29 protein-coding genes and 2 riboswitches are annotated in these 26011 nt (G+C 67.0%); of the genes, 12 read left to right on the top strand and 17 right to left on the bottom strand.

Going from position 1 to position 26011, the window contains the following annotated elements:
* Positions 1-13: 13 nt before the first annotated feature.
* A complete protein-coding gene (locus tag A4249_RS09390; RefSeq protein ID WP_197458368.1) occupies positions 14-1609 on the top strand; it encodes a sensor histidine kinase in 1596 nt (531 codons plus the stop codon).
* Here the strand turns inward: A4249_RS09390 and ispH are convergent.
* Positions 1606-2577, bottom strand: a complete 972-nt coding sequence (gene ispH / locus A4249_RS09385; protein ID WP_066552177.1) for a 4-hydroxy-3-methylbut-2-enyl diphosphate reductase — start codon at positions 2575-2577, stop codon at positions 1606-1608. The genes A4249_RS09390 and ispH overlap by 4 nt on opposite strands.
* A 251-nt stretch (positions 2578-2828) precedes the next feature.
* Between ispH and A4249_RS09380 the strand changes: the two genes are divergently transcribed.
* The 5 genes from A4249_RS09380 (at position 2829) to A4249_RS09360 (ending at position 5419) form a co-directional block, all read left to right on the top strand.
* Positions 2829-3188, top strand: a complete 360-nt coding sequence (locus A4249_RS09380) for an AtpZ/AtpI family protein (RefSeq protein ID WP_017505296.1) — start codon at positions 2829-2831, stop codon at positions 3186-3188.
* 6 nt (positions 3189-3194) lie between these two features.
* On the top strand, positions 3195-3980 hold the full coding sequence (locus A4249_RS09375; RefSeq protein WP_066552175.1) for a F0F1 ATP synthase subunit A: 786 nt from the start codon (positions 3195-3197) through the stop codon (positions 3978-3980).
* 58 nt (positions 3981-4038) lie between these two features.
* Entirely contained in the window at positions 4039-4263 is a 225-nt protein-coding gene (locus A4249_RS09370; protein WP_017505298.1) for a F0F1 ATP synthase subunit C, read from the top strand.
* 68 nt (positions 4264-4331) lie between these two features.
* Positions 4332-4904, top strand: a complete 573-nt coding sequence (locus tag A4249_RS09365; protein ID WP_082854115.1) for a F0F1 ATP synthase subunit B family protein — start codon at positions 4332-4334, stop codon at positions 4902-4904.
* A complete protein-coding gene (locus A4249_RS09360; protein ID WP_017505300.1) occupies positions 4904-5419 on the top strand; it encodes a F0F1 ATP synthase subunit B in 516 nt (171 codons plus the stop codon). The genes A4249_RS09365 and A4249_RS09360 overlap by 1 nt, the downstream gene beginning before the upstream one ends.
* 76 nt (positions 5420-5495) lie before the next feature.
* Here the strand turns inward: A4249_RS09360 and A4249_RS09355 are convergent, their stop codons facing one another.
* From A4249_RS09355 to gcvT, 7 genes are all read right to left on the bottom strand, one after another.
* The gene (locus A4249_RS09355) at positions 5496-5966 is read right to left on the bottom strand and encodes a DUF6789 family protein (RefSeq protein WP_066552170.1); all 471 of its coding nucleotides are present in this window, start codon (positions 5964-5966) and stop codon (positions 5496-5498) included.
* A gap of 132 nt (positions 5967-6098) precedes the next feature.
* On the bottom strand, positions 6099-6503 hold the full coding sequence (locus tag A4249_RS09350) for a PGPGW domain-containing protein (protein ID WP_082854114.1): 405 nt from the start codon (positions 6501-6503) through the stop codon (positions 6099-6101).
* A gap of 211 nt (positions 6504-6714) precedes the next feature.
* Positions 6715-7632, bottom strand: a complete 918-nt coding sequence (locus tag A4249_RS09345; RefSeq protein ID WP_066554984.1) for an SDR family oxidoreductase — start codon at positions 7630-7632, stop codon at positions 6715-6717.
* 66 nt (positions 7633-7698) lie between these two features.
* Positions 7699-9267 carry an aminomethyl-transferring glycine dehydrogenase subunit GcvPB gene (gcvPB, locus tag A4249_RS09340; protein ID WP_066552168.1) on the bottom strand — a complete coding sequence of 523 codons (1569 nt, stop codon included), beginning with the start codon at positions 9265-9267 and terminating at the stop codon, positions 7699-7701.
* A 12-nt stretch (positions 9268-9279) separates the two neighbouring features.
* The gene (gene gcvPA, locus A4249_RS09335) at positions 9280-10626 is read right to left on the bottom strand and encodes an aminomethyl-transferring glycine dehydrogenase subunit GcvPA (RefSeq protein WP_066552167.1); all 1347 of its coding nucleotides are present in this window, start codon (positions 10624-10626) and stop codon (positions 9280-9282) included.
* Positions 10627-10761: 135 nt separating this feature from the next.
* Complete coding sequence (gcvH, locus tag A4249_RS09330; protein WP_066552165.1) at positions 10762-11127, bottom strand: glycine cleavage system protein GcvH; 366 nt, start codon at positions 11125-11127, stop codon at positions 10762-10764.
* An 11-nt stretch (positions 11128-11138) separates the two neighbouring features.
* Positions 11139-12251, bottom strand: coding sequence for a glycine cleavage system aminomethyltransferase GcvT (gcvT, locus tag A4249_RS09325; RefSeq protein WP_066552164.1), 1113 nt, complete (start codon positions 12249-12251; stop codon positions 11139-11141).
* A 55-nt stretch (positions 12252-12306) separates the two neighbouring features.
* Positions 12307-12391, bottom strand: a riboswitch (glycine riboswitch).
* A 3-nt stretch (positions 12392-12394) separates the two neighbouring features.
* A riboswitch (glycine riboswitch) is annotated at positions 12395-12492 on the bottom strand.
* Between the two features lie 105 nt (positions 12493-12597).
* Here gcvT and A4249_RS09320 point away from each other — a divergent pair.
* From A4249_RS09320 to pncA, 3 genes are all read left to right on the top strand, one after another.
* Positions 12598-13635 carry an alpha/beta hydrolase gene (locus tag A4249_RS09320; protein ID WP_066552163.1) on the top strand — a complete coding sequence of 346 codons (1038 nt, stop codon included), beginning with the start codon at positions 12598-12600 and terminating at the stop codon, positions 13633-13635.
* Between the two features lie 135 nt (positions 13636-13770).
* The gene (locus A4249_RS09315) at positions 13771-14736 is read left to right on the top strand and encodes a class 1 fructose-bisphosphatase (protein ID WP_066552162.1); all 966 of its coding nucleotides are present in this window, start codon (positions 13771-13773) and stop codon (positions 14734-14736) included.
* On the top strand, positions 14736-15356 hold the full coding sequence (pncA, locus tag A4249_RS09310; RefSeq protein ID WP_066552161.1) for a bifunctional nicotinamidase/pyrazinamidase: 621 nt from the start codon (positions 14736-14738) through the stop codon (positions 15354-15356). Before A4249_RS09315 ends, pncA begins: the two co-directional genes overlap by 1 nt.
* A gap of 7 nt (positions 15357-15363) precedes the next feature.
* Here the strand turns inward: pncA and A4249_RS09305 are convergent, their stop codons facing one another.
* From A4249_RS09305 to xseA, 9 genes are all read right to left on the bottom strand, one after another.
* The gene (locus A4249_RS09305) at positions 15364-16653 is read right to left on the bottom strand and encodes a Y-family DNA polymerase (protein ID WP_231868681.1); all 1290 of its coding nucleotides are present in this window, start codon (positions 16651-16653) and stop codon (positions 15364-15366) included.
* Positions 16654-16718: 65 nt separating this feature from the next.
* A complete protein-coding gene (locus A4249_RS09300; protein ID WP_066552157.1) occupies positions 16719-17039 on the bottom strand; it encodes a hypothetical protein in 321 nt (106 codons plus the stop codon).
* Positions 17036-18043 carry an adenosine deaminase gene (locus A4249_RS09295; RefSeq protein WP_066552155.1) on the bottom strand — a complete coding sequence of 336 codons (1008 nt, stop codon included), beginning with the start codon at positions 18041-18043 and terminating at the stop codon, positions 17036-17038. The genes A4249_RS09300 and A4249_RS09295 overlap by 4 nt, the downstream gene beginning before the upstream one ends.
* A gap of 36 nt (positions 18044-18079) precedes the next feature.
* Entirely contained in the window at positions 18080-19882 is a 1803-nt protein-coding gene (argS, locus tag A4249_RS09290) for an arginine--tRNA ligase (RefSeq protein WP_066552153.1), read from the bottom strand.
* Positions 19882-20568, bottom strand: coding sequence for a Tat pathway signal sequence domain protein (locus tag A4249_RS09285; protein ID WP_066552151.1), 687 nt, complete (start codon positions 20566-20568; stop codon positions 19882-19884). Before A4249_RS09285 ends, argS begins: the two co-directional genes overlap by 1 nt.
* Before the next feature lie 108 nt (positions 20569-20676).
* The gene (locus A4249_RS09280; protein ID WP_066552148.1) at positions 20677-21120 is read right to left on the bottom strand and encodes a PaaI family thioesterase; all 444 of its coding nucleotides are present in this window, start codon (positions 21118-21120) and stop codon (positions 20677-20679) included.
* A gap of 74 nt (positions 21121-21194) precedes the next feature.
* Positions 21195-21761, bottom strand: coding sequence for a DUF3035 domain-containing protein (locus tag A4249_RS09275; RefSeq protein WP_066552145.1), 567 nt, complete (start codon positions 21759-21761; stop codon positions 21195-21197).
* Between the two features lie 71 nt (positions 21762-21832).
* Positions 21833-22339: a signal peptidase II gene (gene lspA, locus A4249_RS09270; protein ID WP_055804071.1), complete on the bottom strand. Its 507-nt coding sequence runs from the start codon at positions 22337-22339 to the stop codon at positions 21833-21835.
* Positions 22340-22403: 64 nt separating this feature from the next.
* Positions 22404-23999, bottom strand: coding sequence for an exodeoxyribonuclease VII large subunit (xseA, locus tag A4249_RS09265; RefSeq protein WP_066552143.1), 1596 nt, complete (start codon positions 23997-23999; stop codon positions 22404-22406).
* 64 nt (positions 24000-24063) lie between these two features.
* On the opposite strand from xseA, the gene A4249_RS16800 reads away from it, so the two are divergent.
* The 3 genes from A4249_RS16800 to purD all read left to right on the top strand — a co-directional run bounded on the left by A4249_RS16800 (position 24064) and on the right by purD (position 26010).
* Entirely contained in the window at positions 24064-24225 is a 162-nt protein-coding gene (locus A4249_RS16800; RefSeq protein WP_165115848.1) for a hypothetical protein, read from the top strand.
* Between the two features lie 16 nt (positions 24226-24241).
* Positions 24242-24673: a PRC-barrel domain-containing protein gene (locus tag A4249_RS09260; protein ID WP_066552141.1), complete on the top strand. Its 432-nt coding sequence runs from the start codon at positions 24242-24244 to the stop codon at positions 24671-24673.
* Between the two features lie 62 nt (positions 24674-24735).
* A complete protein-coding gene (gene purD / locus A4249_RS09255; protein ID WP_066552140.1) occupies positions 24736-26010 on the top strand; it encodes a phosphoribosylamine--glycine ligase in 1275 nt (424 codons plus the stop codon).
* Position 26011: the final 1 nt, after the last annotated feature.

Genomic DNA, 26011 nt, shown 5'->3' with positions numbered 1-26011 from the left:
CCGTATGAGTGGCGTGACATCGAAGACGGGTTGGCGGGCGTGGAGCACGTTCAGGATCGCGCTGATCCTGATGCTGTCGTCCATCGTCGGAATGGCCGGGGTTCTGGCCATCGTCAGCCGCGGCATCGACGCCCATCAGGCGCGCAAGGAAGAAGGTCTGGTGCGGCTGCGTCTGACGCGCGCGCTGGAGACCATTGGCGAAAACCTGACCACCGCCTCGGTCTGGGACGAGGCCGTCGATCGGATGACGGCGGGCGATGTGGCTTGGTACGACCGCAACTTCGGCGCCTTCTACGCCGCCCAGCACAAACACCAATTCACTCTGGGCTATGACGGGACCGGGCGGCTATTTCGCATCAGCACGCTGGGCCGACCGGCCGAGACGCAGGTCGGCGAGCCATTCGGTCAGGCGGCCCGGCCGCTGATCGACGCGCTCCGGGCCGAGGCCGCCGGCCGCGACCGATCGGTCACGGCGGATGCCGGGGTGCGGCTGAAGGCGGCGTTCGTTCGCGTCGGCGACGACGTCTATGTGCTGGGGGCCTCCACCGTCGTGCGACATACGGCGGGCGGATCGACGCCGGCGTCCGATCCAATCGTCGCGTCGTTCAAGCCGTTCGCCGGCGAGCTCAATCTCTTGCGAACGCGCTTGGCGCTGGACCGGATTCACTTCCAGCCCGGCGATGCAGAGCCGCCCAAGGGCATGATCGGCGTTGATGTTCGCGATGTCGGCGGCGCTCTGTTGGGGCGTGTCGTCTGGGCGCCGGAGCAGCCCGGCTATCAGATCCTGACCAAGGCCGGGCCGCTGCTGCTGCTGCTCTTCATCGTGCTGCTGATCGGCACGGGCTCGCTCCTGTGGAACACGACGGCCGACGTGCGGCGCCTCAAAGCCTCGGAGGTCGCCCTGTCCGCGGCGCTGGAGCGGGCCGAGGCTGCGAACCGGGCCAAGACGCGGTTTCTGTCCAACGTCAGTCACGAACTGCGCACGCCCCTGAACGGGGTTCTGGGCATGGCCGAGATCATCGGGGCCGATCTGGTGACGCCGCAGCAGCGCGAGCGACTGGAAATCCTGAAGGCGTCGGGACGTCAGCAACTGAGGCTGGTCGAGGAGCTGCTAGACGTGGTGCGGCTGCGCGACGGGGCCGTGGCGCTGGAAACCCGGCCGTTCCGGCCCGACAATCTGCTGCAGCGGGTCGCCAACGACTTCCGGGGCGCGGCCGAGGCTAAGGGGCTGAAGATTTCGGTCGAGGCGGCCGAAGGCGAGTGGCTGGGCGACCCGGTTCATGTCGAAAAGCTGATGGCGGCGCTGACGGACAATGCGGTGCGGTTCACACGCACCGGCGGCGTGATGCTGCGCGCCGTTGCGGGCGCGGGCCTGGCGTTGGAGGTCGAGGACACCGGGCCGGGCATGGAGCCGGCGGAAGCGGCGCGCCTGTTCGAGGCTTTCACCCAGGGCGATGAAAGCGCGACGCGCACCGCCGAAGGGCTGGGACTGGGATTGACGGCGGCGCACGGTCTGGCGGCCCTGATGGGCGGCAAGATTGAAATCGTCACAGCGCCCGGCGCCGGCAGCACCTTCCGCGTCGTCTTGCCGTTGAAGGCGGTCGCCTAGGCTGTCAGCAGGCGCGGCAGTTTGAAGGTGACGGTTTCGCGCGCGCCGTCGTCTTCGGTCACCGTGGCGTCGAAACGCGCCCGGATGGCGTCGACCAGTGCCTCGATCAGCGGCTCGGGCGCCGAGGCGCCGGCGGTGACGCCGACGGTGTTCACGCCGTCGAACCAGGACCAGTCCACCTGGGACGCATCGTCCACCAGGTAGGCGGCCGGGGCGCCGGCGCGCATCGCGACCTCGACCAGGCGCACTGAATTGGACGAGTTCTTGGACCCCACGACCAGTACGAGGTCGCAACCCTCGCCCAGCGCCTTGACGGCGTCCTGGCGATTGGTCGTGGCGTAGCAGATGTCTTCCTTGTGCGGATCGGGCAGTTCGGGAAAGCGGCGCTTCAGCACCTTCAGGATGCCCGCCGTGTCGTCCACCGACAGGGTGGTCTGGGTCGCATAGGCGAGGGGCGCGTCGCCGGGGCGGTCGAACGATTCGGCGTCGGCCTCGGTTTCGACCAGGGTGATGGCGCCGGGCGGCAACTGGCCCAGGGTGCCGACGACCTCGGGGTGGCCTGCGTGGCCGATCAGGATGATGTGGCGGCCGGCCGCATGATGGCGTTCGGCCTCGACGTGGACCTTGGACACCAGGGGGCAGGTCGCGTCCAGGAAGACCAGTTCGCGCGCCCGCGCCGTCGCCGGCACGGACTTGGGCACCCCGTGGGCCGAGAAGACGACCGGCCGGTCGTCGGGACATTCATCCAGTTCCTTGACGAAGACGGCGCCCATGGCCTTCAGTCGCTCGACCACATGTTTGTTGTGGACGATCTCGTGGCGCACATAGACGGGGGCGCCGAACTTTTCGATCGCGCGCTCGACGATCTGGATCGCCCGGTCGACCCCGGCGCAAAAGCCCCGTGGGGTGGCCAACCTCACCGCGATGGGGCGAAGCGGAGCGTTGGGGACAGGAACATGCGCATTCATGGCGGCGAACCTAGTCGTTTGCGGCGCTGACCGCCATCGGAGCCGAAGGGCGGATGCGACGGATTCTGTCGCCCGCAGCAGCGGCGCATCGTCACGGCGGGCGGGCGTGAATGGAAAGTCGATATTCTACAATGCGTTAGCGCATGATCACGACGCCTTGACCTGTAGGCCGCTCACGATTAGTTTCCGCGCCGAATTCAGACCCGTCCGGACGCACCGTCTGGACGCCGAACGCACAGGTCCTATCCCCCATGTCGGAATCGCGCGAAGAGGCGATCAAACGCCTCCAAGACAGCGCATCCGCATTGGAGGCGCGGACCACGGCGGAGAAATCCGCCGAACTGACCGGCCATCAGGTGTCGGGTCAGGCCTACAAGATTATCGCCGAGCTTCTCGGCGGCGTCTTCGTGGGGCTGGCGTTCGGAGCGATCGCAGACTGGGCCCTCGGGACCCGTCCGTGGGGTTTGATCGGCGGGGTCCTTCTGGGCTTCGCCTTGTCGATTTACATGGCGCGTCGCACAGCCAACCGGCTGATGGCGCAGGCCAAGGCGCAAGGGACGACGGCTCCGGCCGAGCCCTACGTCGAGGCCGACGAAGACGGGGAACGATAGGGCTTCATGGCCGATCCGATTCATCAGTTTGCGATTCAGAAGGTCGTCGACCTTGGCGACGTCACCTTGCCTGTGCTGGGGACGGTCGATCTGGCGATCACCAACTCGCACATCGCCATGACGGTCGCCTTCGTGCTGATCGTCGGCTTCCTGGCCGCCGTGACCGCGAACGCCCAGGTCGTGCCCGGCCGGCTGCAAGCCGCCGGCGAGGGCCTGTTCGGCCTGATCGACAATCTGGCCGATTCCATCATCGGTCAAGAAGGCCGCAAATATTTCCCGTTCATCTTCACCCTGTTCATCCTGATCCTGGGCATGAACATCCTGGGTCTGTTCCTGACCTTCACGGCGACCTCGCAGCTGGCGATCACCGCCACCTTCGCCCTGATCACCTTCGGTCTGGTGCTGGTCGTCGGCTTCGCAAAGAACGGTCTGGGCTTCTTCAAGCTGTTCTGGCCGATGGGCGCGCCGCTGGCGCTGCGCCCGGTTGTCGGCCTGATCGAGTTCGTGTCCTTCCTGCTTCGTCCGGTCACCCTGGCGCTGCGTCTGTTCGGCAACATGCTGGGCGGCCACGTCGCGCTGAAGATCTTCGCCGGCTTCGTTGTGTCGCTGGGTCTTCTGGGCCTGGGCGGCGGCATCGGTCTGCTGGCCTTCCCGGTCGCGGCCCTGTCGCTGGGCATGGTCGTCGCCCTGACCGCTCTGGAGTTCCTGGTGGCCTTCCTCCAGGCCTTCGTCTTCGCCGTTCTGGCCTGCATCTATCTGAACGATGTGGTCAACCTGGACCACGCCCACTAAAGGGCCGGACCAGTCTCTTCACCCCAACCACCAACGACTTTAATCTAGGAATACAATCATGGACGCTGAAGCCGCGAAGTACATCGGCGCTGGTCTCGCCACCCTGGGCATGATCGGTTCGGCCCTGGGCGTGGGCAACATCTTCGGCAACTTCCTTGCCGGCGCCCTGCGCAACCCGTCGGCCGCCGCCGGCCAAGTCGGCAACCTGTTCGTCGGCGCCGCTCTGGCCGAAGCCCTGGGCATCCTGGCCTTCGTGCTCGGCATCCTGATGATCTTCGGCTGATATCAGTCGATTACGGCGCGCGGGGTTCGCCCGCGCGCCGCTTCATCTGATCCTGCAGTAGACGGTTCATGGCCAGCACCCACACCATCGACGCGGTCCCGCCTTCGGTCGAAGCGGACCTGCACGCCGAGACGGCGACCCCCGCCGAGCACGGCTCGGGCGGCCTGCCGCAATTCCAGTTCGAGCACTGGGCGGGCCAGATCGGCTATCTGCTGATCCTGTTCGTCATCCTGTATGTTCTGGTTTCCAAGGTCTTCGCGCCACGCCTTCGCAAGGTGATGGACGAACGGGCCGACACCATTTCAACCGCCGTCGCGACCGCACGCCAGGTTCAGGCCGAGGCCGCCGAACAGGCCGCCCAAGCTCAGGCCGAAGTCGCCAAGGCTCGCGCTGACGCCCGCGCCACGGCCGCCGCCGCCAAGGCGCGCGTGACCGAAGAAGCCAACGCCCGTCAGGCCGCCGAAGAAGCCGTGGTCAACGCCCGCATCGCCGAGGCGGAAGCCTCGATCGGCCAGACGCGCGACGCCGCCATGGCCAATGTCTCCACCATCGCCTCCGACACGACCGCCGCCATGGTCGAACGTCTGACCGGCAAGGCCGCGACCGCCGCCGAGCTGGCCGCCGTCAAGGGAGCCGCCTGATGAACCTGATCTTCGAACACGGCATCTGGAGCTTCGCCAATGCGGAGATCTGGGTCGGCATCGGCCTGATCATCTTCTTCGGCATCCTGATCGCCGCCGGCGTGCCCAAGATGGCCGGCAAGGCGCTGGACGCCAAGGCAGTCAAAATCCAGGCCGACCTGGACGAGGCCGCTCGCCTGCGCGCCGAGGCCGAAGCCCTGCTGGCCCAGATCCGCAAGGAGAAGGCCGAGGCTGAAGCCCAAGCCGCCGAGATGATGGCTCAGGCCGAAGCCGACGCCCGTCGCCTGGAAGTCGAGACCAAGGCCAAGCTGGAAGAAACCCTGGCCCGTCGCCAGAAGATGGCCGAAACCCGCATCGCCCAAGCCGAAGCCCAGGCCTCGGCCGAGGTAAAGGCCGCCGCCGCCGATCTGGCCGCCAAGTCGGCGGAACAGGTTCTGGCCGCGCGCCTCGCCAGCGGCGCCAAGGATCCGCTGCTCGACAGCGCCATCGCCCAGATCGGCGATCGCCTGAACTGATCAGGGTCGATCCTGAATGAAACAAGGCCCCCGACGTCGCCGTCGGGGGCCTTTTTCTTGGGCGATCAAGTCGTGATCAGTGGGCGTGTGCGCCGCCGATGATGGTCGCGCCCATCCGCTTGTCGCGCGCCACCAGCCGGGCATAGACGTTGCCCAGCACAATGCCGAAGACCGCATGGGTGATCAGCAGCCAGGCGAAGGTGCCGAAGCCCGCGCCGGCCGTGAAGGTGCGGTAGTTCCCGAACATCACGATGGCGGCCATCATGATGATCCAGGCGCCGACGGCGAAGACGATGCCCTTGGTCTCGGGCGTGTCCGTCGGCAGGCGGGGACACAGGACGGCGAACAGCGGCCCCAGGATGAAGACGCCGCTGATGACATGGACCACCCAGCCGACGGCCAGATTGCCGGGCATTCCGATCATGCTGGCGATGACCCCCTGGAAGGGATCAAACCAGTTCAGGAACATATTGGGTATTTCGAGCAGTGAGACGGCCACGGTCGCCGCAACGCCGGCGATCAGACCTTTTTGTACGCGTGACATCATGACCTTAGCGCCTCCCAACGCCTAAGTGGTTCTCTGATAACGCGCAGACAGGATACGCCTGACTTGAGAGAGCGGTGTTCACGATCCTGTGGTTAGCGGTTGCAGCAACGCAACCGCGAAATCAGGCGCTAACTAGCTGAAGAGTTTGCGGAAATAGCGCCGAACGCTCTTGCGGCCGCGCGAGAGGCGACGGCTGGACCGCTTGGTAACGATCTTTTCGGCCCGCAGCGCCTGTTGCCAGAAGACCGGTGCGAACTCGGGCTTCTTCCGCATCAGGCGACGGAAGGGATAGACCCATTTCGGCCGCGCATATTGGGCGCGAATGAACTGGCGCTTGGCCCAGAACGAGCTTTTCAGAATCAGCATCAGGCCGATGGCGATGACGGGAATGCCGCCCGGGCCGGGCAGGGGGGCGATCAGAATGCCCAGCAGCACGACGAACAGACCGCCGATCATCAGCGCCCAGCGCTTGACGACCCGCAGCGTCGAGGCTCGCGGCTTGTCTGGGCGGACGAAGGGAACGGGGAGTGAGGTCACGAATACGCCGGATGGGGAGGAGGATCGTCATGACAACGGTCGCCACGGCCGCGCGATCCCTCGTCGGGAAAGGAAAAGCAGACCGTGACGACCTTGCCACAAGACCCCTTAACGCCCTGCGTCCATGGCGGATGGATGTCCGGCGGGTGAAGCTTTGGTCATGAAGAGACGATCTCTCCGCGTCGTGTCGCGACGGACACGCTCCGCGCCGTCAGCCGTAGGTCACGCCCGTCAGACGCTCTGATTCCGCCCAGAGACCCCTGGCCACATCAGCGTCCTTGGCCTGGCGCTTGATCGCCGCAACGCCGGGCGGGCCTTTCATCTCCTGAAAGCCGGTGGGGCCGTAATAGCCGCCGGGCGTCGGGTCCGGCAGGGTCGCGGCCATCAGGATGGGCAGGGCGCCGTCCGCGGCCGAATGGCTGAGCACGGCCTCCAGCAACCGGGCGCCGCGCGCGAACAGGCCGGGCTTGCCGGCATGGCCGTTGGCGATCAGGTCGGTGCGGGCGAAGCCGGGATGAGCCGCCACGCTGGTCAGGCCCCAGCCGTGCGCGTCGCTGCGGCGCTGAAGCTCCAAGGCGAACATCAGCATGGCCAGTTTGGACTGCTGATAGACAGACCACGGGCTGTAGTGGGTCTGATAGTTCAGGTCGTCCAGGCGGATATGGCCGCTGCGGTGGGCGACGCTGGACAGCTGGGCCACGCGGGCCTTTGCCCCGATCAACAAAGGCAGCAGGCGGCCGACCAGGGCGAAGTGGGACAGGTAGTTGGTCCCGAACTGCATCTCGAACCCGTCGACGGTCGTCTGGCGCGTCGGCAGGGCCATGACGCCCGCATTGTCGATCAGGATGTCGATGGGGCGTCCCGTCGCCAGATACTGCTCGGCGAAGGCCCGGACGGAGGCCAGGCTGGCGAGGTCCAGCAGTTCGAACCGCACGGCCGCATCCGGATGACGAGACCGGATCAGCCGTTCGGCCTCGGCCCCCTTGGCGGGATTGCGGGCCGCCAGCACGACCTCCGCGCCCTTGCCGGCCAGCACCAGGGCGGTTTCCAGCCCCAGCCCGCCGGTCGCGCCGGTGATGATGGCCAATCGGCCGGAAAGGTCGGGGATGTCGTTCGTCGTCCAGGTCATGGCCATGACCTAGCGATGGATCAGCCCCGCGTCAGCCCCTTCCCGCAGGAAGGGGCGACTAAGGGGTCAGGCCGCCTTGTTGGAGCCTTCCGGCGCGGTCCAGCGCAGAACCGGCGAACGAGCGGCGCGGGTTTCGTCCAGACGTTTCAGCGGCGCGTGGAAGGGCGCGCCCTTGAAGCGATCGACGTCGCCGGCCTTGGCCGCCTCGGCCAGGGCGCGCATCGCCTCGATGAAGCGGTCCAACTCGGCCTTGGACTCGGTTTCCGTCGGCTCGATCAGCATGGCGCCGTGGACGACCAGAGGGAAATACATGGTCATCGGGTGGAAGCCCTCGTCGATCATCGCCTTGGCGAAGTCGAGCGTGGTGATGTCCGTGCCCTTCAGCCATTCGTCGTCGAACAGGGCCTCGTGCATGCAGGGGCCGTCGGGGAATGCGGCCGACATCAAATCACCGAGCCGGGCCTTGATGTAGTTGGCGTTAAGGACGGCGTCCTCGGCGACCTGACGCAGGCCGTCGGCGCCGTGCGACATCATGTAGGACAGGGCGCGGGTATACATGCCCATCTGGCCCTGGAAGGCGCACAGACGGCCGAAGGCTTGCTCGGCCTCGTCCTCCTCGCGTTCGATCAGGCGATAGCCGCCGTCGTCGTGCACGACCCAGGGGGCGGGTGCGAAGGGGGCCAGGGCTTCGGACAATACGACCGGACCCGCGCCCGGACCGCCGCCGCCGTGGGGCGTCGAGAAGGTCTTGTGGAGGTTGATGTGCATCGCATCGACGCCCAGGTCGCCCGGACGAACCCGGCCGACGATGGCGTTGAAGTTGGCGCCGTCGCAGTAGAAATAGGCGCCGGCCTCATGCGTCAGGCGACTGATCTCCAGAATGTCGCGCTCGAACAGGCCGCAGGTGTTGGGGTTGGTCACCATGATGGCGGCGACGTCGTCGCCCAGCTTGGACGCGAGGTCCGCCACGTCGACGCGGCCGTCTTCGGTCTGGGCCACTTCGACCACAGAATAGCCGACGAAGGCGGCAGTGGCGGGGTTGGTGCCGTGGGCGCTGGTTGGCACCAGAACCTTGCGGCGCTTCTCATGCTGGCCCGAAGCCTCGTGGGCGGCGCGGATCGCCATCAGACCGCACAGTTCGCCGTGGGCGCCGGCCTTGGGCGACAGGGCGACAGCGGGCATGCCGGTCAGGGTCTTCAGCCAGTGGGCCAGGGTGTCCATCAGTTCCAGAGCGCCCTGAACCGTCGAGATCGGCTGCAGCGGGTGGATGTCGGAGAAGCCGGGCAGGCGCGCCATTTTCTCGTTCAGGCGCGGGTTGTGCTTCATCGTGCACGACCCCAGCGGATAGATGGCCAGGTCGATGGCGTGGTTCTTTTGGCTCAGGCGCACATAGTGGCGCATGGTTTCTGGCTCGGACAGACCGGGCAGGCCGATCGGATCCTTGCGGACCAGGTCGCCCAGGTCGGAGCCGTCCGTCTTGGGTTCCGGCAGATCGACGCCGGTCTTGCCCCACCCGTCGCCCTCAAAGATCAGGGCTTCGTTCTGCAACAGGCCGCGGCCGCCGGTCAGGGTGGCGGGCTTGGTCTGGACCTGGTTCGGGGCGGTCGGGCGGCCGACGGTGTTCATGGTGCTCATGGTCAATATCCCTTACGCGCCGAGGACTTTGGAGAGCGACTTGGCGAGGATCTGGATGTCGGCATCCAGGGTCGTCTCGGTCGCGGCGACCAGCAGGACGTCGTCCATGCCGGCGTCGGGGGCCAGGCGGCTGTAGGGCACGCCGGCCAGGACGTGATGGGCGGCCAACTGATCCACGACCTCGGCCGCGTTCTTGGGCAGGCGCACCGCGAACTCGTTGAAGAAGCGGTCGGTCAGGATTTCGACGCCCGGAATGGCGGCCAGGGCGTCACGCGTGGCGACGGCCTTTTCGTGGTTCAGCAGGGCCAGCTTGCGCAGGCCCGTCTCGCCCAGCAGGCTCATGTGGATGGTGAAGGCCAGGGTGCACAGGCCCGAGTTGGTGCAGATGTTCGAGGTCGCCTTGTCTCGACGGATGTGCTGCTCGCGCGTCGACAGGGTCAGGACGAAACCGCGCTCGCCGTCGGCGTCCACGGTCTCGCCGGTCAGGCGGCCGGGCATCTGGCGGATCAGCTTCTCGCGCGTGGCGAACAGGCCGACATAGGGGCCGCCGAAGTTCAGGGCGTTGCCGATCGACTGGCCTTCGGCCGCGACGATGTCGGCGCCCATTTCGCCGGGCGACTTCAACAGGCCCATCGACACGGCCTCGGTGACCACGACGATCAGCAGGGCGCCGGCGGCGTGGGCGGCCTCGGCGATCTTGGTCACGTCGGTGGCCGTGCCGAAGACGTTGGGGGTCTGGACGACGACGCAGGCGGTGTCGGGACCGATCTGGTCGATCACGGCGGCCTCGGCGTCCACGGCGGCGGGCAGGGCCAGGGTTTCGACGCCGACGGCGTGAACCACGGTCTCGGTCGCCTTGATGTAGTGCGGGTGCACGCCGCCCGAGATCACCGCCTTGTTGCGGCGGGTCACGCGGGTCGCCATCAGCACGCCCTCGGCCATGGCGGTCGAACCGTCATAGAGGCTGGCGTTCGCGACCGGCATGCCGGTCAGGTTCGCGACCTGGGTCTGGAACTCGTACAGATACTGCAGCGTGCCCTGCGCGATTTCCGGCTGGTAGGGGGTATAGCTGGTTAGGAACTCCGAGCGCTGGATCACGTGGTCCACCGTCGCCGGGACGTGGTGCTTGTAGGCTCCAGCGCCGCAGAAGAAGGGCACGGCGCCGGCCGTGGCGTTCTTGGCCGCCATGGCGGACAGGGCGCGCTCGACCTCCAGTTCGCCTGCGACGCGCGGCAGATCGACGGGGCCGTCCAGACGGGCGGCCTGGGGCACGTCCACGAACAGATCATCGATGGATTTCGCGCCGATGGCGGCGAGCATCGCCGTGCGGTCGTCGGGCGTCAGGGGGAGGTAACGCATATCCGGTTCCTTGCATCCGTCATCCTCGGGCTTGATCCGAGGACCGGATGTTGTGCGGCTCGTGCATCGAAGGCTTCGCACGAGTGGTTGATCGTCCGGCCCTCGGGTCGAGCCCGAGGGTGACGGAGTTTAAAATTAGAGGGTCTTCAGGAAGGCGTCGTAGGCGGCCTGGTCCATCAGGGCGTCCAGCTGCGAGGCGTCCGAGACCTTGATCTTGGCGAACCAGCCGTCGGCCTCGGCGCCCGAGTTGACGGTTTCCGGGGCGGTCGACAGGGCGTCGTTGGCCTCGACCACTTCGCCCGAGACGGGGGCGTAGACGTCCGACGCCGCCTTGACGCTCTCGACCACGGCGAAGCTGTCGCCCTTCGAGACGGTCTTGCCGACTTCAGGCACTTCGACGAACACCACGTCGCCCAGGGCGTCGGCGGCGTGTTTGGAGATGCCGACGGTGGCGATGTCGCCGTCCAGGCTGACCCACTCGTGATCCTTGGTGAACTTCATGGTCTGATCTCTCAGGCTTTGGGTTTGCGGTAATAGCGTTGGGCCACGAAGGGCATGGCGACGACTTCGGCTGCGGCGGTCTTGCCGCGCACGATGACCTTCAGCGCCGTGCCCAGGGCGGCATGGGCCGGCGGGACGTAGCCCATGGCGATGTTCTTGCTCAAGGTGGGGGAGGGGCCGCCAGAAGTGACCTTGCCGATCACATTACCGTCGGCGTCGGCGATGTCGGCGCCTTCACGGGCCGGAGCGCCTTCCTTGACGATCAGACCGACGCGAACGCGCGACGGGCTGTCGGACAGTTCCTGCAGGATCCGGTCGGCGCCGGCGAAGTCCCCGCGTTCCTTGCGTGACTTGGACAGGGCGAAGGTCAGGGCGCCTTCGACCGGCGAGGTGGTCGGGTCGATGTCGTGGCCGTGGAGCGGCAGGCCGGCTTCCAGACGCAAGCTGTCGCGGGCGCCCAGGCCGATCGGCTTGACGCGAGCGTCTTCCAGGATCGTGTTCCAGATGCGCTCGGCCTGGTCCACCGGGACCGAAATCTCATAGCCGTCTTCGCCGGTGTAGCCCGAGCGCGAGACGTAGCAGTCGGCGCCGAACAGCATCAGGCGGGCGCATTCCATGAAGCCCATTTCGGCCAGGATCGGCTCGTGCGCGGCCATGACCTCGGCGGCTTCCGGCCCCTGGATGGCGATCAGCGCGCGGTCCAGCACCGTCAGCTTGGCGTCGCCTTCAAGGTTGGCTTCCCAGAAGGCGAAGTCCTCGTCCTTATTGCCGGCGTTGACGACGACGAACAGGCCGTCGTGATCCGGCCGTCCGGCCATCAGGTCGTCGATGATGCCGCCGTCCTTGTTCAGCAGCAGCGAATACTTCTGTTTGCCGGCCTTCAGGATCGCATAGTCGCCGGGCACGAAACGCTCGAACTGGGCGGTCGCGTCTTCGCCGGTGATCTTGCACTGGCCCATGTGGGAGACGTCGAACAGACCGGCGTGTTCCCGCGTCCAGCGGTGCTCGGCCAGAACGCCTTCATACTGGACCGGCATGTCATAGCCGCCGAAGCCCACCATGCGGGCCCCCAGCGCGCGGTGCGCGGCGTTAAGGGGCGTAGTCTTCAGGGTCTGGTCGGTCATGGTTCAGGCTTTCACGGTCGCGTGTTGTGGCGGAGCTCCGCCGTCCTCGCGCCCCCGCTGTCCTGAAGCCTGAGAGATTCCGGCGACCAAATCATGTCGCCTTGCTCCGTCGGCGCGCCCGAATGGGCGACTTTCCAGCGTCCGTGTGCTTCGCGGTCCGTTTGCCTGAGCGTTTCCGGGGCGGTTGCGCCTTCGGCGTCGAACCCTGTTTCCAGCGCTCGATCTCTCCCGCGAGAGCCTGCGACCTAAGGCATCGACTCAAGCGCCAAGTCAAGCGGGCCGGGAACAAGGATGCGTGCGGCGGGTTGTCGTTCCGAACCTCGACACCAAACCCAGGAATGCGAAAATGTCCATTATAGACAAGCTGTTCGGCGACAGCGACAAGCCGCGCGATACGCCCGCCAAGGCCGATGGCCCGATGCAGAAGGTGCTGGACGAACTCGCGTCCCTCGGCGGCAAGCCGATCGAGACCCTGTCGCCCGAGGAGGCTCGCCAGCAACCGACCCCGACCGATGCGGTGAAATCGCTGTTGCGCAAGGACGGCAAGGACCCCAGCGACGACATGGGCGTCAAGACCAGCGACATCACTATTCCCGGCGCGGCCGGCCCGATCCAGGCGCGCATCTACAAGCCGCACGACCATTCCGAAGACAAGCTGCATCCGGTCGTCGTCTATTTCCACGGCGGCGGCTTCGTGATCGCGGATCTGGACGTCTATGACGGCGGCCCGCGCGGCGTGTCCAAGATGGCCGATGTGATCGTGGTCTCGGTCCATTATCGCCAGGCCCCGGAACATCATTTCCCCGCCGCCCACGACGACGCCCTGGCGGCTTACCGCTGGGTGCTGGAGAATGCGCAGACCTTCCGCGGCGACCCGCAGAAGGTGGCCGTCATGGGCGAAAGCGCAGGCGGCAACCTGGCCATCGGCGTGTCGATGATGGCGCGCGACGCCGGCCTGCCGGCGCCCAAACATCAGGTGCTGGTCTATCCGGTCGCCGGCGTGGACATGGACAACGAGTCCTACGTCGAGAACGCCGACGCCAAGCCGCTGAACAAGCCGATGATGAAGTGGTTCGTGAAGCACATCTTCGCCAACGAGGCCGATGCTCAGGACCCGCGCATCAATATCGTCGAGAAGGCGAACCTGTCGGGCCTGCCCTCGACGACGGTGATCTGCGCCGAGATCGATCCGCTGCGCACCGAGGGCGAACTGCTGGCCGAGAAGCTGGAGCAGGCGGGCGTCGATGTGCGTCACAAGACCTTCCACGGCTCGACGCACGAGTTCTTCGGCATGGCGGCGGTCGTGCCGGATGCGGCGGCGGCCCAAACCTTCGCCGCCCACGAACTGAAACGGGCGTTCGGTACGGCGATCCTGCCGATCTGATCCAACGAGACGCCGAAAGATAAGGAAGCGCCCCGGCTTTCGCCGGGGCGTTTTCGTTGGCGCCTCGCCCTGCCGCCTTGCCCTGGGGCCTGTCCCCCGCCAAAACGGCGCAACGCCCAGAACCGGACCGACTGCATGACCCGCACACGCCTTGACGCCCATATCGCCGCCCTGGATGCGCCCGAGGGGCTGAAGACGGTTCTGACCGTGGTCGCCGCCACCTGCGCGGACATCAGCAAGGTCGTTGCGGGCGGGGCCCTGGCCGGGGCGCTGGGCGCATCGGGTCAGATCAACGTGCAGGACGAGGAGCAGAAGAAGCTCGACGTCATGACCAACGACATGCTGACCGAGGCCCTGCTGGCCAGCTCAGCCGTCGCCGGCGTCGCGTCCGAAGAGATGGACGAGGTCCAGCCGGCCTCCAACCCGGCCGGCGAGTATCTGGTGCTGTTCGACCCGCTGGACGGCTCCTCCAACATCGACATCAATGCCCCCGTCGGCACCATCGTCTCTGTGCTGAAGTCCGCCACCGCGACCCCGACCGAGGCTGATTTCATGCAGCCCGGCCGCCGTCAGGTCGCCGCCCTCTATGCCGTCTATGGGCCGCAGACCATGCTGGTGCTGACGACGGGCGCGGGCGTGAAGGGGTTCACCCTGTCGAACGACGGCGACTGGATCCTGACCCACGACGAGATCGCCATTTCACCGGACACCAAGGAGTTCGCCATCAACATGTCGAACCTGCGCCACTGGGCCGAGCCGGTGCAGACCTATGTCGGCGACCTGCTGAAGGGCGAAGAGGGGCTTCGGGCCAAGAACTTCAACATGCGCTGGGTCGCGGCCATGGTCGCGGATGTTCACCGTATCCTGATGCGCGGCGGGGTCTTCCTCTATCCTTGGGACCGGCGCGAGCCGAACAAGCCGGGCAAGCTGCGCCTGATGTACGAAGGCAATCCGATGGCCTTCCTGGTCGAGCAAGCGGGCGGCAAGGCGACGACCGACGGACGCCAAGCCATTCTGGACGTGCAGCCCGAGCATCTGCACCAGCGCATCCCCGTCGCGCTCGGTTCGGCCAACGAGATCGACGCCTACGCAGGCGTCTGATGAGCGACGCCCTTCTGGTCATCGATCCGCAGAACGACTTCTGTGAAGGCGGCCGTCTGGCGGTGGCCGGCGGCGCGGGGATCATGCCGCTGATCAACCGGCTGGCGGCTCGGTTCGACCGGGTGATCGTGACCCAGGACTGGCACACGCCGGACCAGATCTCTTTCGCCTCCAACCACCCCGGCGCGGCGCCCTTCACCGAGATCGAGGTGGCCTACGGTCGCCAGATGCTGTGGCCGGATCATTGTCTTCAGGGCACGCCCGGCGCCGACTTTCATCCCGACGTGTCACCGACGGTCGAGAAGGCCATGGCCGTGATCCGCAAGGGCTATAATCCGGCGGTCGACAGCTATTCCGGGTTTTTCGAGAACGATCACCGCACCCCGACGGGGCTGGCCGGCCTGTTGCGTGAACTGGGCGTGACGCGCGTTTTTCTGTGCGGTCTGGCCTTCGACTACTGCGTCCGTTTCACGGCCCAGGACGCGGTTCGCGAGGGGTTCGAAGCAATGGTGATCGCCGACGCCAGCCGGGCCATCGCGCCGCAAACCGAGGCGGCGGCCCAAGACAGTTTCCGGGCCTTGGGCGTGGCTGAGATCGCGGCCGCGTCCCTGCTGAGCTAGGTGTGCCTCACTCCCAGAAATCCTCGGCCTCGGGGATGCGGGTGAAGGCGATCTTGGCGCCGATATAGTCGGGCAGGCCGGCCTTGGGGCCGATGCTGACGGTGTCCTTGCCGTAGCGGCGGTTCAGCGCATCCAGCGCCTGGGACAGGCGAAGAGACGGGGCGTCGCCGTCCTGATCCGGACCGGCGGCGAACAGGTCCGTCTCGAAATCGTCGCGGGATTTCAGGCCGTGCACCCCGACCCCGACATAGCTCAGGCGTCCCGCCTCCAACTCCGGCTCGACCTTGCGCCACAGACTGTCGAGCGCCGCCAGCAGGGCGAAGGTGTCCTGCGTCGGCGCGATGGGGCAACTCATCGCCGCCGTTTCCCAGCCGCGACGACCGCTTCGGGGCGTCGCCTTCGGCCCCATGTCCAAATGCAGGGTCAGGCTGGCGCCGGTCAGGCCCATGCGCCGCAGCCGCGCCCCGCACTTGACCACCAGCCGCCGCGCCACGGCCCGCGCCTTGTCCGGGGTCCGCATGGCCTGGGCCAGGACGTGGCTGTGGCTGATGGAGGCGGGCGGTTTTTCCGGCGTCGGCTCGCTGTCCAGACCGTGCAGGCCGCGCCAGATGCGTTCGCCCTCGATGCTGTTCCAGACGGCGCGGGCCTGTTTCGCGCTCATGTTCCAAAGGCCGGCCGTGTCGGTGACCCCCGCCGCCTGCAACCGGACCTGCATGCGCGAGCCGATGCCCGGATATTTCGACAGCGGCAGGTCCAGCAAGGGACCGGGCAACTCGTTGGCGCGCAGCACCGTCAGCCCGGCGGGCTTCTGCATGCCGCAGGCGGTCTTGGCCAGGAAACGCGATGGCGCCAGCCCGACGGACGACCGCAGACAGTCGCCGACGTTTTGCAGGATGCCCGCCTGAATCCTGCGGGCCAGGGCGACGGCGTTCGCCTCCAGCCGTTCTGGACCCAGCAACTCGCAGGAACATTCGTCGATCGAGCCGACCTTCCACACCGGCACATGGCGGTCGATCTCGGCCATGATCTGCTGATGGATTTTGACGTAAAGGTCGGGGCGCGCCTCGGCGACGATCAGGTCGGGGCACAGTTTGCGCGCCTCGGACACCCGCATCCCGGTATGAACGCCCCAGGCCTTGCTCTCATAGCTGGCGGCGATGGCGCCGGTGTATTCGCTCATCGCCGGCCGCACGATGACCGGCTTGCCCCGCCAGTCCGGGTTCATCTGCTGTTCGACGCTGGCGAAGAAGGCGTTCAGATCGACGAACAGCCAGCGTAGGTTCGCGCTGTCTTCCACCGGTGATCCTGTCCGCGCCATCGGCGGAACATATCAGGAACACGAAGTGATCTAAAGGGCGTCGATCACCAGATAACCAGGCTTACGAAGAATGCAGCGAGGAGGGCGGCGGCCAGAACAAAAGCCACCCGCGCGACTTTGACGCAACGCGTTATGAAGCGGCTCTTATAGTGACGGTGTGCGTCGGAAAAGATCGTCCTGAACGACGGCCCTATGCCGAAGTAAAAGACATTTTTCGAGAAGTCGTAGAAATCCGGGGTCTTCCGGGGAACGAGCCCGTTTCGCCTTCTGTGGTCGGCCGCGAAATGCGCGCCCATGCTGCTGACCATGCCTGCCGCCAAACTGAACCAGCCAGCGATGGCCAGAGCGGCTTGAGCGGTATTCATCGCTTCGCGTAGGCATCAACCTCAGCGAGGTAGGCCGCCTTCTCCGCCTCGCCCAGGAACGACCCTTCGAAGCTGTTCTTCGCCAGTCGCGTCACCTGATCGCGTGTCAGGCCGACGGCCTCAGCCAGCCGGCTGTAGTTATCGTTCACATATCCCCCAAAATAGGACGGGTCGTCCGAGTTCAGGGTGACGTGCAGGCCCCGGCGCAGCATCTCGGGGACGGGATGGGCCTTCAGGTCATCGACCACGCACAGTTTCAGGTTCGACAGAGGGCAGACGGTCAGGGTCATCTGCTCGGTGACCAGCCGCTGGACCAGGGCCTCGTCCTCCATGGAGCGATTGCCGTGGTCCATCCGGTCGATGTTCAGCAGGTCCAGCGCCTCGTGGACATAGGCGGGCGGCCCTTCTTCGCCGGCGTGGGCGCACAGTTTCAGGCCCAACTCACGCGCGGAGGCGAAGACGCGCTGGAACTTGGACGGCGGGTGGCCGACCTCCGATGAATCCAGCCCGACGCCGATGAAATGCTGCAGATAGGGTTTGGCGGCCTCCAGCGTCGCAAACGCCTCCTCCTCGGTCAGGTGGCGCAGGAAGCTGAGGATCAGGCCGCTGGTCACGCCCACCTCCTCCATAGCCCGGTCCATGCCTGCGATCAGCCCCTCGACCACCACGCCGAACGGCACGCCCCGGTCGGTATGGGTTTGGGGATCGAAGAAGATTTCAGCGTGGCGCACGTTGTCCGCCGCCGCGCGCTCGAAATAGGCGAAGGCCAGATCCTCGAAATCCTGCCGCTTCAGCAGAACGGCGGCCCCCGCGTAATAGATGTCCAGGAAGTCCTGCAGGTTCGAGAAATCATAGGCCGCCCGAACGGCCTCGACGCTGTCATACGGAATGGACACGCCGTTGCGCTGCGCCAGCTGAAACATCAGCTCGGGCTCCAGCGAGCCCTCGATGTGCAGGTGCAGTTCGGCCTTGGGCAGGCCGGCGATATAGGCGTCGAGCGACATGGGCGATCTCCGGGAGGACGTCGCCCTGTCTATACCCTACATCCGCTCCGGCGTGTCGATGCCCAGCAGATTCAACGCGATTTCAAGCTGGCGCAGAGCCGCAGCGGACAGGGCCAAGCGCGAGCGTTTGGTCGCTTCGTCCGGCGCGATCAGCACGGGGCAGGCGGCGTAGAACTTCGAGAAGGACTGGGCCACGCTATAGGCGTGTTCGGCGACCAGATGCGGCATCCGCTTGTCGTAGGCGTCCGACACGGCGGTCGAGAAGGCGTCCAGCGTCAGGGCCAGATCGCGCTCCGCCGGTTCGGCGATGACGATGGCGCCGGGCGTCAGTCCCTGTTCGGCGCCCTTGCGCAGCAAGGATTTGATGCGGACCGACTGATACAGCAGATACGGCCCGGTCTTGCCCTCGAAGCTCATGAAGCGGTCGAGGTCGAAGACGTAGCTGGTCGTGCGCGCGTTCGACAGGTCGGCGAACTTCAGGGCGGCGATGGCCACCTTGTGCGCGATGGCCTCGAACTCTTCCGGCGACAGGTCGTCGCCCAGCTTGGCCTCGTGCAGGCGCTCGCGCGCCTTGTCCGTCGCCTGATCGATCAGGTCGCGCAGCTTCAACACCCCGCCCGCGCGGGTCTTGAAGGGCTTGCCGTCCTGTCCGTTCATCGTGCCGAAGCCGAGATGCTCCAGCGCGCCCTGTTCGGCGTAACCAGCCAGATAGGCGGCGCGGAACACCTGTTCGAAATGCTCGGCCTGGCGTTCGTCGACGACGTAGAGGGCCAGGTCGGGCGACAGGGCCTTCTTGCGGTCCAGGATCGTGGCCAGGTCGGTCGTGCCGTACATGGCCGAACCTTCCGAGCTGATGACCAGCAGCGGCGGGGGCGAGGGGGCCTCGATCACCGAGCCATCGGGCAGCTTCTTCTTGCGCGTCTCGCCGGGCTTGGCGACGTGAACCACCTGGGCGCCGTCGTCCTCGACCAACAGGCCGGTCTCTTTCAGGTGCGCCAGCATTTCCGGCATCTGCGGATCGGCGTCGCTCTCGCCGTTCCACAGGTCGAAATCGACCGACAGGTCGCCGTATTCGCGCTTCAGTGCCTCACGGCTGACCGCCACGAAATGCTGCCACAGCGCGCGATAGCCTGGACGGCCGTTCTGAAGTTCCGCCGTCGCCTTGCGGGCGCGGTCGCGGAAGGCCGGATCCTCCTTGGCCTTGCCGGCGGCCTGCGGATAGAGGCGGTCGAGATCGGCCAGGGTGACAGGGCTTTCGGCCGGGAAGGGACCTTTGCCCTCAGCCATAAAGGCCTCGCCCAGACCTTCATCGCCGCACGCGACGATCAGCAGGCCCATCTGGAAGCCCCAGTCGCCGAAGTGGGCGTCGCCGGTGACGTGGTCGCCGCGGAAGCGGAACAATCGCTTCAGGCTTTCGCCGATGATGGCGCTGCGCAAATGGCCGACGTGCATCGGCTTGGCGACGTTGGGACCGCCGTAGTCGATGACCACCCGGCGCGGTGCGGCCACAGTCGCGGCGCCCGCGTGGTCTGCGTCGTTCGCCACCTCAATCGCGCGTTCGGCCAGCAGCGCGTCGGAAAGCTTCAGATTGATGAAGCCAGGTCCCGCCACCTCGACCGAGGCGAAGCGGGCATCGGCGCTTAGGCGCTCGGCGATCTTGCCGGCCAGTTCGCGTGGATTGGCCTTCAGCGCCTTGGCGGCGGCGAGCGCGCCATTGGACTGGAAATCGGCCAGATCGGGGCGGTCCGACGGGGTGACGCGGGCCAGGGCCGGGTCCATGCCTTCGGCGGCGAAGGCGGCCGCGACCGCTTCGCTGAGGACGGTCTTCAGATCAGACATTATTGGCTCGGTGCGGAAGCAGGCGAGGGCGTGGCCGGCGTGGTGCCGGCGTTAACGCGGAAGCGGCTGCCGGAGCGGTTGAACTCGGCCATTTCCGGCGTCACGTCGAAACCGACCAGGATTTCGAAGTTGCTGCCGCTGGTCTCGATGCCGGCGCGCGGAATGACGATGGTGCGCTTTTCGGTGACCGAGGCGGTGCGCTGGCCCTCGAAGTTCACCGGCAGATCGAAATATTCTTTGGACAGGATGGCGTTGTTCCGCTCGGTCACCGCGATCCAGTAGCGATAGGTGCGCTGCTCGCCCGTCGCCTGCGGGCCCCGGCCCAGGTTGAACAGCACGTCCATGTCGACGCGAATCGGATCGGCCTCGCGATATTCGCAGTCCGAAGAGACGCCTTCGATCTCGCCGGTGTAGCCGACGTTGGCCACGGCGGCGCGGCCGCCTTCCAGTTCGACGTAACGGGCGGCGTCGTAGAGGATCTTCACATAGGGACAGGGGCCGGCGTTGGCGCGGCGACGCAGGGGTGCGATGCGCGGCGCGCGCGACGGCGCGGCGTCTTCACCCGAGGCCTGCTGCTGTTGCCCGCCGCGCTCGCGTTGACGCTGGGAGGTCTGGGCCTCGGCGGCGACGGGCAGGACGGAGGCCGCGATGGAGAGGGCGGCCAGGGCGGTGAACACGCGACGCATCAGCTTATTTTTCCGACAGCGAGAGAGGGCGCACGACGATCGGCGGCCGATCATCAACGCTCGCCGCTGATAGCGGCTAAAGCGAGGCGCGGCAAACGCTTGCTGCCCTCAGCGCTCCATCACCAGGCAGGTCGAGGTCGCGGTCGCATAGAGCTTGCCGTCCAGGCCGCGCAGATCGGCCTCCGAGAAGGCCGCGCGGCGACCGGCCTGAACGATCCGGCCCTCGGCACGAACCGGCGTGCCGGCCGTCAGCGCCTTGTGAAAAACCGTCTTCAGTTCCAGCGTCGTATAGGTCTGACCCGGCCGGAGCGTCGAATGAACGACGCAGCCGCAGGCCGAGTCGAGCACCGTCGCGATCCAGCCGCCATGGACCGTGCCCAGCGGATTATAGACGGCGGTGGTGGGGATGGCCTCGAACACCACCCGGCCTTCTTCCACTTCGGTCAGTTCGAAGCCGACGGTGCGGGCGATGGGCGCGATGAAGCCGCCCGTCATGCCCAGACGCAGTAGGTCGATCCCGGACAGGGCGGCGATATCGACGGTTTCGGTCATGCAAACGGCTCCTGATCAGGTCCGTTTACAATAAGGACGGACGCTGCCGTGGCAAGCGCCCGTCGTATCGGTCCTTACAGGCCCGGCAGTTTGAAGCCGCTGCTGCGACGCGGCTGGATCGTGATGGCCTGCTGGCCGCCGGTCAGAGCCTGAAGGCGGGCGGCCTCGGTCGAGGCGTCGATGGTCTTCTGGCCTTCGGCGGTCTGGCGAACCGTCGGGGCCTGGGTCGAGGCGTCGTCCTTGCGCCAGAACATCAGGCGGTTGGCGAAGCTTTCGTCCTTGTGCGCCAGATCGCCGAACTCGTCATCGACGACATAGCGGGCCAGCGGGTCGGCCTGTTCGCCGCCGGCCTGGGCCACCAGAACCTGTTCGCCCGGCGTGCGGGTGACGGCCTGACGCTGACCCAGAAGGATCTGACGCGCGGCGCTTTCGGGGGCGAGTTCCTGCGGGCGCGGCTGGCCGGGCGCGGGCGGACGCAGGCCGTATTCCGGCGGAACGCTGAGCGGGGCGGTCGAGACGGTGACGAACTCGTCCGGCACAACCTTGGTCAGGCCGATGCCCTGTTTGATGCCGCCGCAGGCCGAGACGGCGAACGCGGAGGAGGCGACGAGGGTCAGGACGGCGACACTGCGGATACGCATGGTTTCAGGCTCTGGTCGGCTGATGCGGGAAGCGCCGCGATGGCGCAGTCGGCATAGTGAAGACGGGGTGATTACGACTTTTCGACGGCCGCGCCAACCTTGGCGGGTTTGTCAGACACCAGACTGTCGATGATCAGCAGCACGACGCCGATGGTGATGGCGCTGTCGGCGACGTTGAACACCCAAGGAAACACGCCTGTGCCCGAGAAGTCGATGAAATCGACCACATAGCCAAAGCGGATCCGGTCGATCACATTGCCCAGCGCCCCGCCCATGACGAAACCGATTGCGGTGATCAGCAGGCGTCGGTTCGACTGCGTCGCCCACCAGGCCAGGCCGGCCGAGACGACGATGGAGAAGATGGCCAGGCCCCAGCGCGCTTCGCCACCGCCGAACAGGCCGAAGCTGACGCCGGTGTTTTCGACCCAGCTGAAGTTCAGGATTGGCGGGAAGACGGGGATGCGGCCGACTTCCTGCAGCGACAGGCCGCTGATGATCCAGGCCTTGGTCAGCTGATCCAGGACGATGATCAGGAGGGCGAACACATAGGCGGTGACGGCGAGGCGCGTGATCTTCATGCGGCGCCGTTAGCAGGAAGCGGCGCCGGGGCGAAGCGGAAAACGCGGATCCTATCCGGCGCCGTCAGAACAGGCTGCCCTGATCCGCGGCGGACGGCTTCGGCTTGGCCGCCGGACGCGGCGGGGACGGACGGGGTTCGCCGCCGTCGATCGTCGCCGGCTGAACACCGTCGCCGAACACCAGCTTGACGGCCTGACCGGCTTCCAGCGCCTTGGCCGAGGTGATCCAGGCGCCGTCTGAATCTTCCACGCGGGCGAAGCCGGGCTTGGGACGTCTGGGGTCCAGGGTCGTCAGCGCGCGAGACAGCGCCGCCAGGCGATCGGCGTCCCGCTCCAGCCGACGGGGCATGACCCCGTCCAGTCGCGCGCCGACGGCTTCAAGCCGCGCCTGACGCTGGTCCAGCCGCCGATGCAGCGGTTCGGGCGACAGCCGCCCAGAGACCTGCAACAGCCGCCGCTCGCCGCGCGCCACTCCGGCCTGAAGCGCCGCGCCCAGCCGATCGCCCGCGCCGCGCAGCCGGTCTTGACCTCGCTCGATCCGGGTGCGCAGCAGGGCGGGGCTCAGCTTGCCGCCCGTCACCGCCAGATGCCGCTCGTGCAGGGCGACGTTGCGTTGCAGGCCCGATCCCAGCCGGCTCGACACATGGTCCAGCCGCTGCTGCGCCAAGGCCAGCAGGTCCTCCGGCCGCGCCGGCAGGCCGCGCGCCACCGCCCGCAGGCGCGTACGTCGATCCTCAATCAGCCGCCCGCCCGCCTGCACCATACGCCGGTCCATGTCGGCGACGGCGTAGCGCAGGTCCGCCAACACCGGCGTCGCCATTTCGGCCGCGCCCGTCGGGGTCGGCGCCCGGCGATCCGAAACGAAGTCGATCAGGGTGGTGTCGGTCTCGTGCCCCACGGCCGAGATGATCGGAATGCGCGCCGCCGCCACGGTCCGCGCCAGGCCTTCGTCGTTGAAGCACCACAGGTCCTCGACCGACCCGCCGCCGCGCGCGACGATCAGCAGGTCGGGGCGGGGGATCGGCCCGTCGGCGGTCATCCCGTCAAAACCGCGAATGGCGTTCGACACCTGACCGCAGGCCGATTCGCCCTGAACGACCACAGGCCAGACTATGACGCGACAAGGCCAGCGTTCCGCGATCCGGTGCAGCACGTCGCGGATCACCGCGCCGGTCGGGCTGGTGATCACGCCGATGGTCGCGGGAAAGGCAGGCAGGGGCTTCTTGCGCCCGGGTTCGAAAAGCCCTTCCTCACGCAGGCGGACCTTCAGCCGCTCCAACTGGGCCAGCAGGGCGCCGGCGCCAGCCGCCTCCATGCTCTCAATCACGATCTGATAGGAGGACCGCGCCGGATAGGAGGTGATCTTGCCGGTGACGATGACCTCCAGCCCCGCCTCGGGCTGGACGCCCAGGCCGCGCACCGACCCCTTCCACACCACACCGTCGATGGCCGACTTGTCGTCCTTCAGCGTCAGATAGATGTGGCCCGAGGCGTGGCGATTGACCTTGGAGACCTCGCCGCGCAGCCGCACGTGGCCGAACCGGTCTTCCAGCGTGCGCTTCAGCGCGAACGACAGTTCCGAGATCGACAGGGGCGGATTGTTGTCGCGCGGGGCAGTGACCTCGGCCGGGCCTTCGAATACGTAGGAGTCGTCGCTCATGAAGACATCCTAGCCTGCGTCGATCCGCCCGGGAACGCCGCGCGCGCCCTGTCGTTCGACTTTCATGGCCGCCGACCCGCCCGGAACCGATCCTTCTGACCGCGACCCGCACGAGCGCGATCTGTCGCGCCGTGCCGGGGGCGGCGGGGCCATGAGCCCGTGGCTGATCATCGGCTGCATCATTCTGCTGGGGCTGGGCGTCTATGTCGTCTCGGCCCTGCTCTAATGCCCAAGGAGGCCGTATGAACCGCTTCGTCCCGCTCGCCGCCGTTCTTTGCCTGACCGGCGGCGTCGTCGCCTGCTCAGATCGCGACGACGATGTGGTCCAGGCCCCTGCGCCGGGCGCCCCGCCCGTGGCCTTGCCGGACCAGCAGGCGGATGCCGCCGCCTCAAACGCCGCCTTGGCCTTCAACATGACCCGCGATCAGCTGGAGGATGCGGACCTATATTCGCGCGCCAACGTCGATCTGGGCGACGTGGAAACCTTGGTGCTGGACGCCTCTGGCGCCCTCACCCATCTAGTCGTCGAGCTGGAAGGGCCCGGCGACATGAAGGTGCTGGTTCCGGTCGCGGATGTTGCTCCGATCGACCGCAACGGCGACCGGGATCTGGTCACCGATCTGACGCCCGGCCAGCTTCAGGCCCTGCCGGCCTGGACCCCGCCAGCGCGCTGAATGCGGCGTTAAGTCTGACGGGCGCTTGACCGGCCGGCGCCGGCCGGTCATTGCCCGATCTCATGAACATTCTTCTCGTCGGATCGGGCGGCCGCGAACACGCCCTGGCCTGGAAGATCGCCCAGTCTCCGCTGGTCACGCGCCTGGTCGCCGCACCGGGCAACCCAGGCATCGAGAAGCTGTGCGAGCTGCGCGCCGTCAAGGCGGACGACGCCGACGGCCTGGCCGCCCTGGCCAGAGAGATCAAGGCCGACTTGGTCGTTGTGGGGCCAGAGGTAGCGCTGGCCGCTGGTCTGGCTGATCGTCTGGCCTCGGCCGGCATTCCCTGCTTCGGACCGACCGCCAAGGCGGCGCAGCTGGAAACGTCGAAGGCTTTTTCGAAGGGCTTCCTCGAACGGCACGAAATCCCCACCGCCGGCTACGGCGTCTATGACACGGTCAAGGACGCCAAGGCGGCGCTGGACGTGTTCCGGCCGCCCTATGTCATCAAGGCCGATGGCCTGGCCGCCGGCAAGGGCGTGGCCATCAGCCCCGACCGCCCCGACGCCGAGGCCGAAATCGAGCGCATGCTGGGCGGCCGGTTCGGGGCGGCCGGAGCCCGTGTCGTGATCGAGGAGTTCATGGACGGCGAGGAGGGCTCGCTGTTCGCCCTGTGCGACGGTCAACGCGCCCTGCTGTTCGGCGGCGCCCAGGACCACAAGCGCGCCTACGACGGCGACCTTGGCCCCAACACCGGCGGCATGGGCGCCTACTCGCCCGCGCCCGTCTTCACGCCCGAGCTGGTGCAGCAGGCCGACGCGCTGATCGTCCAGCCGACGATCCGTAAGATGGCCGAAGAGGGCGCGCCCTATCGCGGCGTCCTCTACGCCGGCCTGATGGCGACCGAGGACGGCCCCAAGGTGGTCGAGTTCAACGCCCGTTTCGGCGACCCGGAATGCCAGGTGCTGATGATGCGGATGGCGGGCGACATCGTCCCCTATCTGCTGGGCTGCGCGCGCGGCGACGTCTCGGGATTGGCCTCGCCCGCCTTCAAGCCTCAGACGGTGATCTGCGTGGTCATGGCGGCCAAGGGCTATCCCGACAGCCCGCTGGAAGGCTCGATCATCCGCGGCGCCGACCAGGACTTCGGCCCTCATGTCCAGGTCTTTCACGCCGGAACCAAGCGCCGCGACGACGGCTTGCTGGCCGCTTCGGGCGGGCGCGTCCTGAACGTCTGCGCCGAGGGCGACGACATCGCCCAGGCCCGCGAACGCGCCTATGCCGCCATCCGCAAGATCGACTGGCCGGGCGGTTTCAACCGCTCCGACATCGGCTGGCGGGCGCTGGACCGGGGCTGAA

The sequence above is a fragment of the Brevundimonas sp. GW460-12-10-14-LB2 genome, from assembly GCF_001636925.1.
Taxonomy (GTDB): Bacteria; Pseudomonadota; Alphaproteobacteria; order Caulobacterales; family Caulobacteraceae; genus Brevundimonas; species Brevundimonas vesicularis.
The sequence above is the reverse complement of the archived record's forward strand: the minus strand, read 5'-3'. Positions and strand labels throughout refer to the sequence as shown.